Origin of the sequence: Actinoplanes regularis, from assembly GCF_900188005.1 — a bacterium.
Lineage (GTDB): Bacteria > Actinomycetota > Actinomycetes > Mycobacteriales > Micromonosporaceae > Actinoplanes > Actinoplanes regularis.
Map to the genome: position 1 here is coordinate 332,167 of NZ_FZNR01000005.1, position 15,685 is coordinate 347,851.

General features: G+C 69.9%; 16 protein-coding genes. 11 read left to right on the forward strand and 5 right to left on the reverse strand.

Going from position 1 to position 15,685, the window contains the following annotated elements:
• Positions 1 to 7 precede the first annotated feature (7 nt).
• Genes CHC09_RS16585 through CHC09_RS16615 form a run of 7 tightly spaced genes read left to right on the forward strand, consistent with a single transcriptional unit; the run spans position 8 to position 6,499 of the window.
• Positions 8 to 493: a chemotaxis protein CheD gene (locus CHC09_RS16585; protein ID WP_143232376.1), complete on the forward strand. Its 486-nt coding sequence runs from the start codon at positions 8 to 10 to the stop codon at positions 491 to 493.
• Positions 490 to 1,479: a chemotaxis-specific protein-glutamate methyltransferase CheB gene (gene cheB, locus CHC09_RS16590; protein WP_203833091.1), complete on the forward strand. Its 990-nt coding sequence runs from the start codon at positions 490 to 492 to the stop codon at positions 1,477 to 1,479. The genes CHC09_RS16585 and cheB overlap by 4 nt, the downstream gene beginning before the upstream one ends.
• Positions 1,472 to 2,515: a methyl-accepting chemotaxis protein gene (locus CHC09_RS16595; protein WP_089293995.1), complete on the forward strand. Its 1,044-nt coding sequence runs from the start codon at positions 1,472 to 1,474 to the stop codon at positions 2,513 to 2,515. Before cheB ends, CHC09_RS16595 begins: the two co-directional genes overlap by 8 nt.
• Positions 2,516 to 2,529: 14 nt before the next feature.
• The gene (locus tag CHC09_RS16600; RefSeq protein ID WP_089293996.1) at positions 2,530 to 2,898 is read left to right on the forward strand and encodes a response regulator; all 369 of its coding nucleotides are present in this window, start codon (positions 2,530 to 2,532) and stop codon (positions 2,896 to 2,898) included.
• On the forward strand, positions 2,895 to 3,188 hold the full coding sequence (locus tag CHC09_RS16605) for an STAS domain-containing protein (protein WP_089293997.1): 294 nt from the start codon (positions 2,895 to 2,897) through the stop codon (positions 3,186 to 3,188). Before CHC09_RS16600 ends, CHC09_RS16605 begins: the two co-directional genes overlap by 4 nt.
• Positions 3,188 to 5,347, forward strand: coding sequence for a chemotaxis protein CheA (locus CHC09_RS16610; RefSeq protein ID WP_089293998.1), 2,160 nt, complete (start codon positions 3,188 to 3,190; stop codon positions 5,345 to 5,347). The genes CHC09_RS16605 and CHC09_RS16610 overlap by 1 nt, the downstream gene beginning before the upstream one ends.
• A gap of 21 nt (positions 5,348 to 5,368) precedes the next feature.
• On the forward strand, positions 5,369 to 6,499 hold the full coding sequence (locus CHC09_RS16615) for a GGDEF domain-containing protein (protein WP_089293999.1): 1,131 nt from the start codon (positions 5,369 to 5,371) through the stop codon (positions 6,497 to 6,499).
• A gap of 24 nt (positions 6,500 to 6,523) precedes the next feature.
• On the opposite strand, the gene CHC09_RS16620 is transcribed toward CHC09_RS16615, so the two are convergent.
• Positions 6,524 to 6,955, reverse strand: coding sequence for a MarR family winged helix-turn-helix transcriptional regulator (locus CHC09_RS16620; protein ID WP_089294000.1), 432 nt, complete (start codon positions 6,953 to 6,955; stop codon positions 6,524 to 6,526).
• 82 nt (positions 6,956 to 7,037) lie between these two features.
• On the opposite strand from CHC09_RS16620, the gene CHC09_RS16625 reads away from it, so the two are divergent.
• Positions 7,038 to 7,964: a quinone oxidoreductase family protein gene (locus CHC09_RS16625; RefSeq protein ID WP_089294001.1), complete on the forward strand. Its 927-nt coding sequence runs from the start codon at positions 7,038 to 7,040 to the stop codon at positions 7,962 to 7,964.
• A gap of 168 nt (positions 7,965 to 8,132) precedes the next feature.
• The gene (locus tag CHC09_RS16630; RefSeq protein WP_143232377.1) at positions 8,133 to 8,759 is read left to right on the forward strand and encodes a hypothetical protein; all 627 of its coding nucleotides are present in this window, start codon (positions 8,133 to 8,135) and stop codon (positions 8,757 to 8,759) included.
• A gap of 113 nt (positions 8,760 to 8,872) precedes the next feature.
• On the opposite strand, the gene CHC09_RS16635 is transcribed toward CHC09_RS16630, so the two are convergent.
• Positions 8,873 to 10,003: a serine hydrolase domain-containing protein gene (locus tag CHC09_RS16635; protein ID WP_089294203.1), complete on the reverse strand. Its 1,131-nt coding sequence runs from the start codon at positions 10,001 to 10,003 to the stop codon at positions 8,873 to 8,875.
• A gap of 238 nt (positions 10,004 to 10,241) precedes the next feature.
• Here CHC09_RS16635 and CHC09_RS16640 point away from each other — a divergent pair, with 238 nt between their 5' ends.
• Positions 10,242 to 10,904: a nitroreductase gene (locus CHC09_RS16640; protein ID WP_089294003.1), complete on the forward strand. Its 663-nt coding sequence runs from the start codon at positions 10,242 to 10,244 to the stop codon at positions 10,902 to 10,904.
• Here CHC09_RS16640 and CHC09_RS16645 read toward each other — a convergent pair.
• Positions 10,846 to 13,260: a hypothetical protein gene (locus CHC09_RS16645; RefSeq protein ID WP_089294004.1), complete on the reverse strand. Its 2,415-nt coding sequence runs from the start codon at positions 13,258 to 13,260 to the stop codon at positions 10,846 to 10,848. The genes CHC09_RS16640 and CHC09_RS16645 overlap by 59 nt on opposite strands.
• 179 nt (positions 13,261 to 13,439) lie before the next feature.
• Here CHC09_RS16645 and CHC09_RS16650 point away from each other — a divergent pair, with 179 nt between their 5' ends.
• Entirely contained in the window at positions 13,440 to 13,880 is a 441-nt protein-coding gene (locus tag CHC09_RS16650; protein WP_089294005.1) for a VOC family protein, read from the forward strand.
• Between the two features lie 13 nt (positions 13,881 to 13,893).
• Here CHC09_RS16650 and CHC09_RS16655 read toward each other — a convergent pair whose 3' ends face one another.
• Positions 13,894 to 14,178 carry a hypothetical protein gene (locus CHC09_RS16655; RefSeq protein WP_089294006.1) on the reverse strand — a complete coding sequence of 95 codons (285 nt, stop codon included), beginning with the start codon at positions 14,176 to 14,178 and terminating at the stop codon, positions 13,894 to 13,896.
• A gap of 473 nt (positions 14,179 to 14,651) precedes the next feature.
• Positions 14,652 to 15,623: a helix-turn-helix transcriptional regulator gene (locus CHC09_RS16660; RefSeq protein WP_089294007.1), complete on the reverse strand. Its 972-nt coding sequence runs from the start codon at positions 15,621 to 15,623 to the stop codon at positions 14,652 to 14,654.
• Positions 15,624 to 15,685: the final 62 nt, after the last annotated feature.

Below are 15,685 nucleotides of genomic sequence, written 5' to 3' on the forward strand. Positions count from 1 at the left end.
CAGAAAAGTGGTGCTGAACCCCGGAGACTTCTACTTCGGTGGCACCGACACCCACATCCATACGCTGCTGGGGTCGTGTGTCTCGGTCACCCTCTGGCATCCCCTGCTGCGGGTGGGCGGCATGTGCCACTACATGCTTCCGCACCGCCGCATCCCGGCCGCCCAGCACGGCCTCGACGGCCGCTACGCGGATCATGCGATCCGGATGTTCCTCGACGCCATCGAGCGGGTCGGCACGAAACCGCGGGAGTACGTGGCGCAACTGTACGGCGGCGGCAACCAGTTCCCGCATCTGCAGCGTGGTCGCGCCCCCAACGTGGCCAAGGACAACATCACGGCCGGCCTGAGCCTGCTCGACCGGTTCGGGTTCCGCCTGGCGCACACCGACCTCGGCGGGACCGGCCCGCGCCGGCTCAGCTTCACGGTCGCCACCGGCGAGGTGACGCTGACCTCGGCCGCCGGGCGCCGCAGCAACGCCGGGAGCCCGTGGTGAGCGCCCCGGCGATCGGCGTGCTGATCGTCGACGACTCGGCCGTCGTACGGCAGCATCTCGGTGCCCGGCTGCGACAGAGCGGCATCGACGTGATCGGCGCGGTCGCGGGCCCGGCCTTCGCGATGCAACACATGAACCGGGTGTGGCCGGACGTGTTGGTGATCGATCCGGGCCTGGACGGGGCGGATTTCCTGCACCAGGTCATGGCCGTACGCGCCACGCCGGTGGTCCTGTGCACCGACTCGTCCGCCGACGTCGCGCGGCTGATCACCGCCGGGGTGTCCGCGGTGATCACCAAGCCGCGCACCGGGCTGAAGGCGTTCGTCGAGGAGCATTCGGCCGAGATCGTCCGGGCGGTGCGGGCAGCCGCCACCAGCGCCCGTCGGATCCCGCGCCCGGCCGGACACGGACCCGTGCCCACCACCGACCGCGTCGTCGTGCTCGGCACCTCGACGGGCGGCACCAAGGCCCTCGAGATGGTGCTCCCGGTGCTGCCCCCGAGCACCCCCGGGATGGTGATCGTGCAGCACATGCCGGAGAACTTCACCGCCGCGTTCGCCCAGCGCCTGGACGCGATGTGCCGGGTGCAGGTGGCCGAGGCGGTGGACGGAGCCGAGGTGCGGCCCGGCCGGGTGCTGATAGCGCCCGGCGGTCGGCACACGGAACTCGTCCGGCACGGCACCGGTTACCGGGTCCGGGTCTTCGACGGCCCCCCGGTCAACCGGCACCGGCCGTCGGTCGACGTGCTCTTCCGGTCGGCGGCCCGAGCGGCCGGAGCGAGCGCGACCGGGATAATCATGACGGGCATGGGCGGCGACGGTGCCCGTGGGCTGCTGGAGATGCGCCAGGCCGGCGCGTTCACCGTGGCCCAGGACGCCGCGAGCTGCGTGGTCCACGGCATGCCCCACGAAGCGGTCCAGCTCGGCGCGGTCCTGCGGGAGGTGCCGCTGACAAACATCGCGGAGATGATCCGTCGCTATGGCTGAGCTGCTCTGGATGCTGGTAATTCTCGCCGTCGGCCTCGGCGCCGGCTTCGCGGCCGGTCGCAAGCGCCCCGGCGTCGCCCCGGCCGAGGAACGGGTGGCCGACACCCACATCACCGGCGTCGAGCGGCTGGCCGAGTCGCTCGCGCCCATCTGGTCGGCCCAGATCGACTCCAGCCGCAGCCAGATGGAGACGGCGATCAGCCAGCTCACCGAGCAGTTCGCCGGGATCGTGGAGAACCTCGACGCGGTACTCGCCTCATCGGCCGGCGCGCTCGAGGAGGGGCAGGGCGGCACCTTCGACCGCAGCCGCTCCCGGCTCGGCGAGGTGGTCGGCACCCTCGACGACGCCCTGGCGACCAAGCGGCAGACCGTGAGCGAGCTGCGGAACCTGCAGAGCCTCAACAGCGAGCTGCGTCAGATGTCCGGTGAGGTCAGCGCGATCGCCGCGCAGACCAACCTGCTCGCCCTCAACGCCTCGATCGAGGCGGCCCGGATCGGTGAGGCCGGCGCGGCGTTCGGCGTCGTCGCCGACGAGGTCCGAGCACTCGCCGAGCACTCGCTGAGCACCAGCGAGCGGATGGCCGACAAGGTGGGCCGGGCCGCCAGCACGATCGGCACGATCCTCGGCAACGCCGAGGAGACCGCCGCGCGCGAGGACCGCGCGGTGGCCGGCGCCAACGCCGAGGTGCAGGCGGTGCTCGACGACCTGCAGCAGCTGGTCTACGGCTTCCGTGACTCCTCCAGCGACCTGGAGCGGGCCGCCGCCGGAATCCGCTCCGAGGTCAGCCAGTCCCTGACCAACCTGCAGTTCCAGGACCGTATCTGTCAGGTGCTCGAACACCTGCGGGCCAGCATGAACCGCTTCGCCGAGACGGTCGCCGAGGCTGGGGACCGGGCCCGTACCGACGGGCCGCCGATCGACCCGGACGAGGCGCTGAAAGCCATCTCGGCCAGCTACACCATGGACGAGGAGCGCCAGGCGCACGCCTCCGGCCGTGCCGCCGGCGTCCGCGAATCGGAGATCACCTTCTTCTGACCACGGGGGCAAGCATGGGGAAGACCATCCTGGTCGTCGACGACTCGGCGTCGGTACGCCAGGTCGTCAGCATCGCGCTCAAGGGCGCCGGGTACGACGTCCTTCAGGGCTCGGACGGTGTGGACGCCCTGAAACAGCTCGACGGCCGCCGCATCCACCTGATCATCTCGGACGTGAACATGCCGAACATGGACGGCATCACGTTCGTCGCGGAGGCGAAGAAGCTCCCCGCGTACAAGTTCACGCCGATCATCATGCTGACCACCGAGTCACAGGAGGACCGCAAGCGGCAGGCGCAGGTGGCCGGGGCGAAGGCCTGGGTGACCAAGCCGTTCCAGCCCGAACAGATGCTCGCCGCGGTCTCCAAACTGATCGCGCCGTGAACCACGACACCCGGGCCGTCGAACTCCGCGACGAGCTCACCATCCAGACCGCCGCCGTCGAGTTTCCGCGGCTGCTCGCGGCGTTGGACAAGAACGCCACGGTCCGGGTCGGGCTGGCCGGGGTCACCGAGATGGACACCGCCGGCCTCCAACTGCTGCTCGCCGTGCGGCGGGAGGCCAGGAGACTCGGCGGTGACGCCGAGTTCCACGACGCGAGCGACGCGGTCCGGGCGGCGCTGGCGATCGTGCACCTGGACGACAAGCTGCGGCCGGCCGGGGGAGCCGGCTGATGGCGTTCGACGACGACGAGGCCCTCGACACCTTCATCACCGAGGCCCGCGAGCTGCTGGAGAGCCTCGAAGGCGGGTTGCTGCAGCTGGAGGCCGACCCGGACGACGTCGAGACGATCAACGCGATCTTCCGGTCGGCGCACACCCTCAAGGGCTCCTCCGGTCTGTTCGGCCTGGACCACCTGGTTGGTTTCGCGCACGTGATGGAGACCCTGCTCGGCCACGTCCGGGAGGGCACGGTACGGGTCACTCCCGAGCTGATCAGCATCCTGCTGCCCTGCGCCGACCACATCCACCGGTACGTCGAGGGGGTCGCCGAGGGCCGGATCGAGCCCAGTGCGGCCGAGGTGGCAGAGTCGGAGGCGCTGCTGGCCCGGCTCGCTCCGTTCGATTCCGTCGCCGAGGTCCCGGCCGAGACCGCCGCCGCGCCGTCCGACGAGACACCCGAGGCCGCCGTCCCGCGCGCCTGGAATTTGCGGCTGCGGTTCGGCCCGGACTGCCTGCGCAACGGCATGGACCCGCTCGCGCTGCTGCGCTACCTCGGCTCGCTCGGCACCATCGAACGGATCACCGTCGACGATTCGGCGCTGCCCGGGGCCTCCGACATGGATCCGGAGACGAGTTACCTCGCGTTCGAGGCGGAGCTGTCCACCGAGGCGCCGAAATCCGAGATCGAGTCGGTCTTCGACTTCGTCCGCGAGGACAGCGACATCCGGATCGTGCCCCGGGACCAGGACGAGTTCATCGGCCGGATCGCGTCGATGCCGGACCGCGACCGGCTCGGCGACGTGCTCCAGGAGAGCGGCGCGGTCACCCCCGGCGAGATCGACGAGGCGCTGCGCATCCAGCGCGAACGTACCCGTGCCGGGGGCACGGTCCCGATCGGGCAGGTGCTGATCGAGCAGGGCATCGCGCCGCCGGCCGTGGTCGAGGCGGCGCTGCGCCGGCAGCTGCGTACCGCGGACAGCCGGTCCTCCGACACCCAGACCATCCGGATCGACGCAGGCCGTCTGGATCGGCTCATCGACCTGGTCGGCGAGCTCGTCATCGCGCAGGCCGGAGTCGGCGTCCACGACCGCCTGTCCGAGGCGCAGAGCCAGGTCACCCGGCTCATCGACGAAGTGCGGCACAGCGCGCTCGCGCTGCGCATGGTGCCGATCGGGCTGACCCTCCGCCGGTTCGAACGGGTGGTCCGGGACGTCTGCGTGGACCTCGGCAAGGAGGTGCACCTGACCATCACCGGCGGGGACGCCGAGATGGACAAGGCGCTGGTCGAGCGGATCAGCGACCCGCTGACGCACCTCGTGCGCAACTCGCTGGACCACGGCATCGAGTCGCCCGACGACCGGCGGAGAATGGGCAAGCCGGCGCGGGGACAGCTACGGCTGAACGCGTACCACGACGCCGGGAGCATCGTCATCGAGGTCTCCGACGACGGGCGCGGTCTGGACCGCGACCGCATCCTGGCCAAGGCGGTCGACCGCGGGCTGGTGCCGGCCGGCGCCATGCTCACCGACCACGAGGTCTTCGACCTCGTCTTCGAGCCCGGCTTCTCCACCGCGGAGACGGTCTCCAGCCTCTCCGGGCGGGGCGTCGGCATGGACGTGGTACGCCGCAACGTCGCGGCCCTGCGGGGCAACATCGAGGTCGATTCCGTACGCGGCCAGGGCGCCACGATCCGCATCCGGCTCCCGCTCACCCTCGCGATCATCGACGGCTTCCTGGTCGAGGTCGGCAGCTCCTCGTTCATCGTCCCGCTGGACCGGGTCACCGAGTGCGTCGAGTTCCCCGCCGACGACCGGGATCACGACCACATGAACCTGCGCGGCGAGGTGCTCCCGTTCATCCGGCTCCACCAGCTGTTCGGCCTCGACGGCGAGGACGCGCGCCGGCAGAGCGTGGTCGTGGTCGAGCAGTCCGGCCAGCGTACCGGCCTGGTGGTCGATGCCCTGCTCGGCGAGTTCCAGACGGTGATCAAGCCGCTCGGCCCGCTGTTCAGCGAGCTCAAGTGCGTGAGTGGCTCGACCATCCTCGGCAACGGCGATGTGGCCCTGATCCTCGACGTCGGCCCGCTGATCACCGAGTACGCCGACCTGGAACGCACCCGCTACGCCACCAGCGGCTACCCCGGCCGGAGGATGGCGGCTACGCGCTGTTGAGCCGGTGATGCGTGCCGCACCGTGCGGGCGATTCCTCAGACGATCACCGACGCGACCGATCCGGTCTCGGTGAGCACCGGCCCGGAACCCTCTCTGCTGCGGCGGCGCCGTGCCGTCGAGGCGGCGACCTTCGTCTCGCGCGGCAGCGGCCTGCTCGCCACGGTCCTGTACCTCGCCGGGTGGCTCGGTGCCTTCGACTCCCGCCCGCAGCAGCCGCAACTCGTCGCGGGCTGCCTGGTCTGCATCGCCGTGATGGCCGCCGGGAACGTTCTCGCACTGATCAATTTCCGCCGGCCGGGTGGTCCGCGCTACGCGGCCCTGAGCGCCTGCCAGGTGGCCGGGGACCTCGTCGTCATGAGCGCCATCGTGGCCTGGTTCCAGGTCTACAGCGAGATGACCACCTGGCCGGGCCTGATCATCCCGATCGTCGGCGGCGCGCTGCGACACCGGCTGCCCGGTGCCCTGCTCGCCTGGGCGGCCACCTCCACCGTGTTCGCGGTCATGGTGATCACTTCAGGCGATCATGTCGTACGCGTCGATCTGCCGTTCGCGATCGCCGTCCACCTGTTCGTCGCACTGCTCAGCGGAACCCAGTCGAGCGCGTTCGACCGCCAGGTCAAGGAGTTGGACGCCACGCGGCTGGCGCTGCAGTACCAGGCCTCGCACGACGCGCTCACCGGCCTGCCGAACCGGGCCCGGATCGCCGAGTACGCCGACCGGCACGCCGGCCGGGAGATGACCGTGCTGCTGCTCGACCTGAACGGCTTCAAGAAGGTCAACGACACCCTGGGGCACGCCGTCGGCGACAGCCTGCGGCGCGAGGTCGGCCACCGGCTGAGCACCGGGATCCGGGCCGGCGACATGGCCGGACGCCTGGGCGGCGACGAGTTCGTCGTGCTCCTGCCGGACACCGACCCGGTCGCGGCCGCCGAGCTCAGCGCCCGGCTGCGCACCGAGATCGGCCGGCCCATGACCATCGACGGACACGAGGTCTCCGTACGGGTCAGCATCGGCGCCGCCTACCGCTTCGCCGCGGAACCGACCAGCCTGGCGGCCTTGACCGCCGAGGCGGACGCCGCCATGTACCGGGACAAGACCTCTCGGATCCCCGAATCCGCGGCGCACCGGACGACCTTGCCGTCGACGGCCTGAGGCAGCGATCAGGCCCCGGGGCCGTCAGCGCCCGCCGGTCGGGTCGAGCAGGGGTGCGAGCAGTCCGAGGAGTTGTTCCCGCTGCTCGGACTGCAGCCGGTCCAGCTGGGGCACGAGGGCGCGCCGAATCTCTACGTCCAGTCGTTGAGTCAGTTCCTGGCCGGCCGGGGTCAGGAAGACGTCGACGGCCCGGCCGTCGTGCGGGTTCCTGTCCCGGGCCAGCAGCCCCCGGCGTTCGGCCCGGTCGATCAGCCCGGACATCGTCGACTTGTCGAGGCCCAGGTACGCGGCCAGATCGGTCACCCTGGGTCGCCGGTCGCGCAGGATGCCCAGCACCCGCAGCTGCGTGAGGGACAGGTCGTTCTCGCCGCCGATGCGGGTGAGCACGCCCGTCACCTGGAACGTGCAGCGGACGAGCGCGTCGATGAGCGCGTCCAGCGAGTCCTCGGCAGTCATGTCGCAATGCTAGTTGACATAGTTGGGATTCCAAACCATTCTGGAGATAGTTGGTAATCCAAACCATCTCCAGGAGGTTCCCATGCGTGCCGCAGTCCTCTCCGCGTTCGACACCCCGCCGACCTACCGCGACCACCCGGAGCCGGTCGCGACCGGCGACAACGAGATGGTCGTGGACGTGCTCGCGGCCGGCCTGCACCACCTGACCCGGGCGAAGGCCAACGGCTCGCACTACAGCAGCACCGGCACGCTCCCGCTCGTGCCCGGCGCCGACGCCGTCGTGCGCGACCCGTCCGGCCGACTGCGCTACGCGGCGCTCGACGACACCACGTTCGGGACGTTCGCCGAGCGCACCGTCATCGACATCCGCCGCAGCGTCGTGCTGCCCGACGGCGTCGACCCGGTCCGGATCGCCGCGGCGATGAACCCGGGGATGTCCTCCTGGGTCGCGCTGCGCCGCCGCGTCGAGTTCACCGCGGGGCAGCGTGTCCTGGTCATCGGCGCCACCGGCAACGCCGGCCGGATGGCGGTGCAGGTCGCGAAGCTGTTCGGCGCCGCCCACGTGATCGCCGCCGGGCGCGACACCGCCCGCCTCGCTCCGCTGTCCGCCCTGGGCGCCGACGAGACGTGCACGTTCGACCGGATCCAGGTCGCGGCGGACGTCGACGTCGTCCTCGACTACGTCTGGGGCGAGCCCGCCGCCACCGCCATGATCCCGATGCTCACCGCCCGCGCCGACCGCACCGCGCCGCTGACCTGGGTCCAGATCGGATCCATGGCCGGCTCGACCGCACCGATTCCGTCGGTCGCGCTGCGCTCGGCCCGCCTGCACATCGTCGGCAGCGGCATCGGCTCCGTACCCGCCCGCGACATCATCGCCGAGCTACCACCGCTCGCCGCGGCGGTGACCGACGGATCGATCGACGTCCGGGCCCGCGCCGTACCGCTCGCCGAGATCACCCAAGCGTGGAACGCCGACACCGACGACCGCATCGTCCTCGTCCCGTAGCGCGGAAACCCTGCTCGCCACTGGAGAACCTGAACCCGAAACGCGCGGATCAGCGGCGGTCGCGGCGCGTCAGCCGACCCGACGTCCCCGAAGGGGCATTCGCGGCGATCCGGGGCTTGGTACAGTCCCCGACCGGGATGGCGATCATCGATGTTTGCGGAGGTCGTGGTGGGCGGAGTCAGGGTCGGTATCGCACTTCTCGTGTTGCTGGGCTCGGGGGCGCTCGCGGCGTGCGGCGGTGCCGACGGTGTCGATGCGGGCCCGGCGCCGGCCGGAGCAGCGCCGTCCCTCGGGCCGGGAAAGTACGCGGGTGACGACCCGGTGCGGCCTACGCTTCCCGCAACTCGTGGGCCGGTGCTGCACATGGACAACAAGTACACGTACACGGTGCAGGTGCTTGACGCCATGACGACCCTGTCCATGCCGGGCGAACCGCCACCGGCCGGCACGACGGCGCTCGCGCTGCTGCTGCGGGTGGAGGCTGATCCGCCGAATCGCCGGATCAGCCCACCCATCCAGTACCTGGGCATCGACTACCCCAGCCGCGAGGAGGACCTGAGCCAGTACATCGGGACCGTGCTCGAGGGCCGCAAGTCCTATCTCACCGAGGATCAGCTGCTCTTCGGGGGCGAGGACGCAGAGGGCGTCGATGTCCTGGCGGCGAACACGGTGTACTACACGCGGGCCTGGCAGTTGGTCTCCGAGAAGGCCGACCTGAAGGGCGCGTCGCTGTGTGAGGTCGCGGTCGCAGGCCGGAAGAACTGCATCCCCATCGGAGCGATCCGAGCCGGCTGAGCGGCAGCGGCGAGTCGACGCCGCCGCTCACCGTCGATCACTGTCGCCCCCGGCTCCGAGGAATCCTGGACGCCGCGCATCTGGTCGGGTGCGCGGCGCTGGATCCCGCGATATCAGGCATCCCCGGGCTGGTCGGCGCAGAACACCGCTTGGATCAGGCCGGCCAGGGCCTGCGGGAACACCGTCGCCGGGTCGAGGTCCCTGGTGGTCAGCGAGGCGGTCAGGGTCTTGCGGCCGTCGGGTGTGCTGATCATCAGTGCCCCGTAGCCGCCGGGGGCGCCGCCGTTGTGGTGAACGATGGTGCCATTGCCCGGGCCCAGATCCTGCACCCACATCCCCAGACCGAGGTTGAACTTGCCGTGCGGGGTGAGCATCTCGGCCAGCAGCGGGGCCGGCAGCAGCCTGCCGCCCAGCAGCGCGGAGATGAACGTGCTGAGGTCGTTGGCGGTCGAGATCAGGTCACCGGCGCCGGCCAGCAGGGAGGGGTTCTGGCGGCTGACGTCGGTCAGCTTCCACTCGCCGGCGTCCTCGTAGCGGTAGTAGCCGTGGGCGTGCGGCCCGGGCAGGTCCGGCGAGGTGGCCGACACCACGGTGTCCGACATCCCGAGCGGCCCGAGGATCCGCCGCTGCGTCTCTTCGGCGTACGAACGGCCGGTGACCTTCTCGATCAGCAGCAGGGCCAGCGTGTAGTTGGTGTTGGCGTAGCTCTGGTCGGTCCCCGGCTCGAACCGGGCCGGCTGAGTCAGCGCGAATCGCACCAGTTCCTCGGGCCGGTAGATGTGGAACCGGTTCTCCACCCAGTCCTTGCCGTGGGAGGGCAGTCCCATCCCGAACGTTCCGTCGGCGTTCGGCTCGCCGGTGTAGTTGTACAACCCGCTGGTGTGCCGCAGCAGCATCCGGACCGTGATCCGTTCGTCCAGCTCGAGTTCGGGAAGGTAACCGGCCACCGGCTCGTCCAGCCCCAGCCTGCCCTCGGCCACCAGCTGGAGCACCAGGGTCGCGGTGAACGGCTTGCTCACGCTGCCCGCCCAGACCTGTCCGCCGGCCGGCGGCCCGGCGGTCTCGCCCAGCTTGCTCACCCCCGCGCGGCCGACCCAGTCGCCCTGCTCGTCGTGGATACACATCTCCGCGCTGCCGAAGCCGGCGTCGACAAAGGTCTCCAAGATCTGCTGCAGTTCCGGACGTTCCCGCCCGGCGGTCTCCAGGACGGTGGTGGCCGGGGCCGGGGTGTCGAACTTCTGCATCATGCTCTCCTGAGGTTTCGTCCCCGTTGATGGGGCGTAGGTCGTGGAACCGGTTGATGAGCCGTTCACGAGAGCCACGATCGCCTGCCGCTCTGACAGCAGACGGACATCGCGCTGACACGGCCTCTGACATGGCGCGTTCGACTGAGGGGCCGGGCATCCGGTGCCGTTGCGCAATACTTCGTGCTGGCACGATTCCGTGCCCGCAAGCGGTCACGAAGTAGGGCTGATCGACTCGATGGATGTCTACAACGCGGTCTGGACGAGGCAGTCGATTCGTAGATTCACCGATCGACCCGTCCCGCGTGAGGTCTTCGAGCGAGTGCTGACGGCGGCCGCCAACGCCCCGTCGGGCAGCAACCTGCAGCCATGGAATGTCTACGTCGTCTCCGGTGACCTGCTGACCAAGCTGAAGAACACAGTGGCCGGGCGGGTCGCGGCCGGCGACTCGGGCGACGATCGAGAATTCGCCAATCTTCCACCCGAGGTGCGCTCGCCCTACCTCGAACGCATGGCGGCGCTGGGCGAGGGTCTGTATGGCTCACAAGGCGTCGCGCGAGGAGATGTGGCGGGCCGAGCCCGCATCCGGGCCAGGAACTGGAACTGTTTCGGCGCCGGCACGGCACTCTTCTGCTACCTGGACCGGGACATGCCGAAGCCACGCTGGGCCGACGTCGGTATCTACCTGCAGACGGTGATGCTGCTACTTCGAGCCGAAGGGCTGCACAGCTGTACACAAGAGATCTGGGGGGAGTATCACCTCAGCGTCGCTGAGGTGACCGCCCCACAACCCGAGCGAATGCTCTTCTGTGGCATGTCGATCGGCTTCGCCGACCCGACGGTCACACATCCGCGCATCCGTCGTGCCCCGCTGTCGGAGACCGTGACCTTCCTGGACTGATCCAGGGTTCCTCCGATACGGGTCCGGGGCTGGCCGGCGGAGGCACGCCGGTCCCCGGCGCGGTGACCTGTTCGTCGATGCGCTGCCACATCGCCTCGTCGGACCAGTAGCCGGTGTGGCGGCGCATCGATGGCATCGGCTCGCCGGTGACGTACCACGCGGTGCTGGGATCGGGCAGGAGGACGTCGACCTCGTCACGGCCGATCGGGCCGCCGATGTAGTCGGTCTTGTAGGAGAAGTTGCGCCAGGACCGCAGCGGCTCGCCGGCTCGGGGGCCGTGCAGGCGGTCGAACAGGTTGCCGTTGATGTAGGCGGGGAACGCCCATCCGTACAGCGTGGTCAGCGGTGAGCCGAAGGTGACCAGGACCGGCCGGTCGCACCCGGGCCGGAGGGCGCCGAGCTGGGCGAGCGCCACCGCGGCCAGCACGCTGCCCTGGCTGTGCCCGACGACCAGCACCTGGCAGCCGCTGTCCTGCAGCCACCGCACGCGGCGCTGCAGGTCGGGCACGGCGCGCTCGGCGTAACAGGGCGGGGCGAACGGATGATAGGCGCGTGGCCAGAACGTGCCGACGTCCCACAGGACGCCCATCCACCGGCGGGCGTCGGGCCGGTGCCAGCCCCAGCGCAACAGTGCCAGCCCGCCGGCGGGGATCATCACGGCGACCGTCACGGCGAACGTCACCGTGGCCTCGGAGGACGACCGATTCAGCGAGTCGATCAGTACGGCGATCAGTGCCAGGCCGGCGATCAGCGCCAGGCCGGTGAACAGGTACCGCGCGTCGGCGGGCAGCCTGGCCAGCTTGCGCGCCCGCGCGATGGATCGAACCCACCTGGTGGCGCGCTTGCGACCGACTGGCGGCAGATCCTCGGTCGGCAGCGCACTGGAGCGCCATGCATCCCACGGCGGCCGCGGCGGTGGGTCCGCGTCCGAGCGGCCGGCGTACCACGCGACGATCGAGTCCCGGTCCGCTCGGCCGCCGGCCAGACCCCATCGGGCGAGCTCGACCAGCAGGAAGGTCAAGATCAGGCCGACTGGGGCGAACGTGAGCCATGGGATCACACCGCGGAGGGTCTCGAAGACCACTATCTGTATTTCGGAGTCTCCGGTCACCGTGTCGGCGGACCAGCGCAGCGAGCCGAGGGAACTCGCGGCGGCGAGCAGGCATCCCCACCCGACGACGTTGGCGCTGAGCATGCTGAGCGCGGCCACCACGAACGGCGCCCCGGGCCACCGCCTGCTCGGCTGTTCGACGGCGCCGGACGCCGCGCCGTCCCGGATCCCGAGTGCCCGCAGTAGGGCGATCAATGGCATCACCAGCAGCCGGACGAATATGAGAGCGCACAGCAGGCCGAAGGTGACGATGGCCGCGACGCGCAGCCCCGGCAGGTGTCCGCGGAGTGGGCCTCGGAAGGCCGAGCCGTGCCACGCGGACGAGGCCGTGGCGACCGTGAGGGCGAGAGCTGTCGCGGCCAGCGGTGTCACGAGGTGTTCTCCGGCAGCCTCGCAGGCGACCAGCACGATCGCGGCGCCCAGCGCCACGGCCGCCATCACCTGGAACCGCTGGTCGCGGATGGCGTATGCCACCAGCAGTGCGAGCCAGGCCAGGCCGGCGCTCACGTGCAGGCGCAGCAATCGCCGCACAGTGGCCGCCCCGTCGAAGAATCGGGGATCGGCGACGCCGTCCGGTAACGCGGCGGAGCTGCTCCGCGCCTGCTCACGACCATCGGTGCCGATCGGCGTCACCTGCTCATATCGGTTGTGGGCCCGATACGACAGCAGCGCCAGCCCGAGCAGGATCGCCACCACCACACCGACCCCGATCGCTACGCGGCGGCCGGGCTGCTCTTGGTGGGCCAGTGCATGTGCGACGCTTTTCCAGCGTGGCTCGTCGGACGGAAGCGGCTTCTCGTAGCCACCGAACTGGTACGCCCACGTGTCGACCACGACTGTCGACACGATCAACATCAGGTTGAGGGTGACCGCCAGCGCTGCCAGCCGGCCGCAGGCGCGGTGGGCCGCGAAGGCCCACCGATCCGCGTGGGTCCGTGCCGAGCAGGTCCAGCCGGCCAGGTTCGCCAGCATGAACGGGAACAGGAGCACCCAGAGCACGCGGAAGTTGCTGCGTGAGGTCAGGCCACCCCAGCAGTACGCCTCCAGTGACCGGTTCCGCCGGGTGACCTCCGCCGCGTAGAAGCCCGCGAGCCGGTCACCCCACACCTGCCGGAATGCCGTGGTCCCCAGCAGCGTGGCGGGTGCCGTCCCGCCGACCCCATGCACCCGCAGCTCGACCACCGCCTGCGGCTCGCTCGCCGCCGCGGACCCGGCTGCCAGCCCCTCATCCTGCGACGACCGCATCAGCCGCCTCCACCGTCATCCGCGAGTCCGATATGACGGTTTTACCGCATGGATTAGGCTGCGGCAGCCGACTTCCGGGTGCGTTCCACCTTGTAGAGCCGGCAGGCATCGCCACTGGTCCGGGTACGGAGAACGCCTACCGTGGCAGATGAATGATCGATACGACGGGAGCACGATTCATGGCGCACGTACGACGTTTCGACCACATCGGCATCACGGTCGCGGATCTCGATGCCGTCACGGCCTTCTTCGTGGCGCTCGGCCTGGAGGTCGAGGGCCGGACCTTCGTCGAGGGCGAGTTCCTGGAGACGGTCTGCGGCATACCCGACTCCCGCACCGAGATCGTCATGCTGAAGTCGCCCGACGGCGGCGCCCGCCTGGAACTCGCGAGATTCGTGCGGCCGGATTCCGTGCCGGGCTCGCCGGCGGCCATGGCCAACGAGTTGGGCCTGCGCAACGTGTCCTTCGAGGTGAACGACCTGCGGGCCGCTGTCGACTGGGCTGCCGGCGAGGGTTACGGACTGGTCGGTGGCATCGGTGAGTACGAGGGCGCGTGGCGGATGGCGTACGTCCGGGGACCCGAAGGGATCGTCGTCTCGCTGGCCGAGCGCGTCGGCTGAACCGTGCCGCCGTTCAGGAACTGTGTCCGGTTTCGCGTGACGGTTGCTTCTGCTGGCGTGCTCGCCGGGGACGACGCCGAACGTCATCGTGTGCCGCGTGAGCGGGTGTGTGCGCCGAGGGCGCCGAGGGCGGCCGTTTGACGAACTGGTAGGCCGTCATGGCCATACCCAGGACGGTGGTGAAAGTGACCGCTGCGGCGGACGCGATCTGAATGCCGGTGCCGTCAAGGAGGGCGGTGGTGAGTCCTGCGATGGTCGCCGCCATGAGCGCGTCAATCAGGAAAACCACAAAGGACATCAGCCGATGGAAGACGGCGTAGTTGTTCGCGGATTCAGTCGAATTCTCAGCACATTGCTGACAGTGAGTAGTGTGACCGATGCCGCGCGTAGCATCTGATCGAGGCACTTGTCACCTTCTTTGCAGTAGCCGGTGAGCGGGGTGACAAGATGGCCGGTGAGAGCCCTCGGTGGCCGCCGGGGGGCTTTCATACGTTAAGTCACGCCTGAGCTACGCTAAGTTACGTATGTGCCCTGGGCCCTCACGACTGCATCTTGTAGTTACCCATAGTAATTCCCCATGGTCGCAATAGCAGTGACGTGAGTGAATGTGCGCAGAGTGAAGAAAATCTTCCTGATAGGCGCTTATCAAAGCCCCCGGCACCGTCAATCGAGCTATACAGACTCCCTGTAACGTTGCAATAATCCACTGCGATTCCACGTACGCTTTTTGTGGACAAGATTGCGAACAGTGGGCCCGTTGCTCCGGCTCGCTCAGGGGTGACCGTAGCGGGCGGCGATCGCGGCGGCGCGGTCGCGGAGAGCGGTGCGCAGCCACTGCGGCGCCAGGGCTTCCGCGTCCGTGCCGAGTCGCCACAGCGCCCACTCGGCGTGTCTCGAATCCTGAAAGGTGACCTCCAGCCGCAACCAGCCGTCCGCGTCGGTCTCCTCGACACGCACGGCCAGGGCGGTGCCCACCAACTCCTCCCGCCGCGCCGGATCCATCCGTACCAGCACGGCGACCTGGTCGCCGCCGGCCCGGAACCGCGCGCTGCGTTCCTGCCAGGCCCGGTCCAGATCGATCCGGTCCGGTCGCTGCGCGGGTTCGGCGAGTTCCTCGGCGGCCAGGATCCGGGACAGCCGGTAGGTGCGGTCCGCGCCGGATCTCGTGGCCAGCAGATAGCCCTGTTCGCGGACGGTGACCAGGCCGATCGGGTCCACGGTGCGCCACTTCGGGGTCTGGCCCACCGCCGCGTATTGGATGCGCAGTTTGTGCCCGGCGAACACCGCGCGCCGGACCTCGGCCACGACGGTGCCGGGCACCTCCTCCTCGACCAGCCGGCGCGAGAGCAGGTCGGTCTCGGGGTCGACGAGGACTCGCTGGACCGCGCCGGCCGCGGTGGCCCGATAGCTTTCGGGCAGCGCGTCGACCACCTTGCGCATGGCCGACGCGAGCGCAGAGCCGAGGCCGAACGCCTGCGCGCCGCTCCGCGATCCGGCGACCAGCAGGGCGAGCGCCTCATCGTGGTTCAGTCCGGTGAGTTCGGTCCGGAAGCCGGGTAGCAATGCGAAACCGCCGTGCCGGCCGCGCTCGGCGTAGACCGGGACTCCCGCCGCGGACAGCGCCTCGATGTCGCGCAGCACCGTGCGGGTGGACACCTCCAACTCGGCGGCGAGCGTGGTCGCGGAGAGCCGGCCGTGCCGGCGCAGCAGGAGCACGAGAGAGACCAGCCGGTCGGCGCGCATGTCAGGACCCTATCGAAATACCTGACAGAGGATGTCGTGATTCGTTGACAGGCTCATCTGGA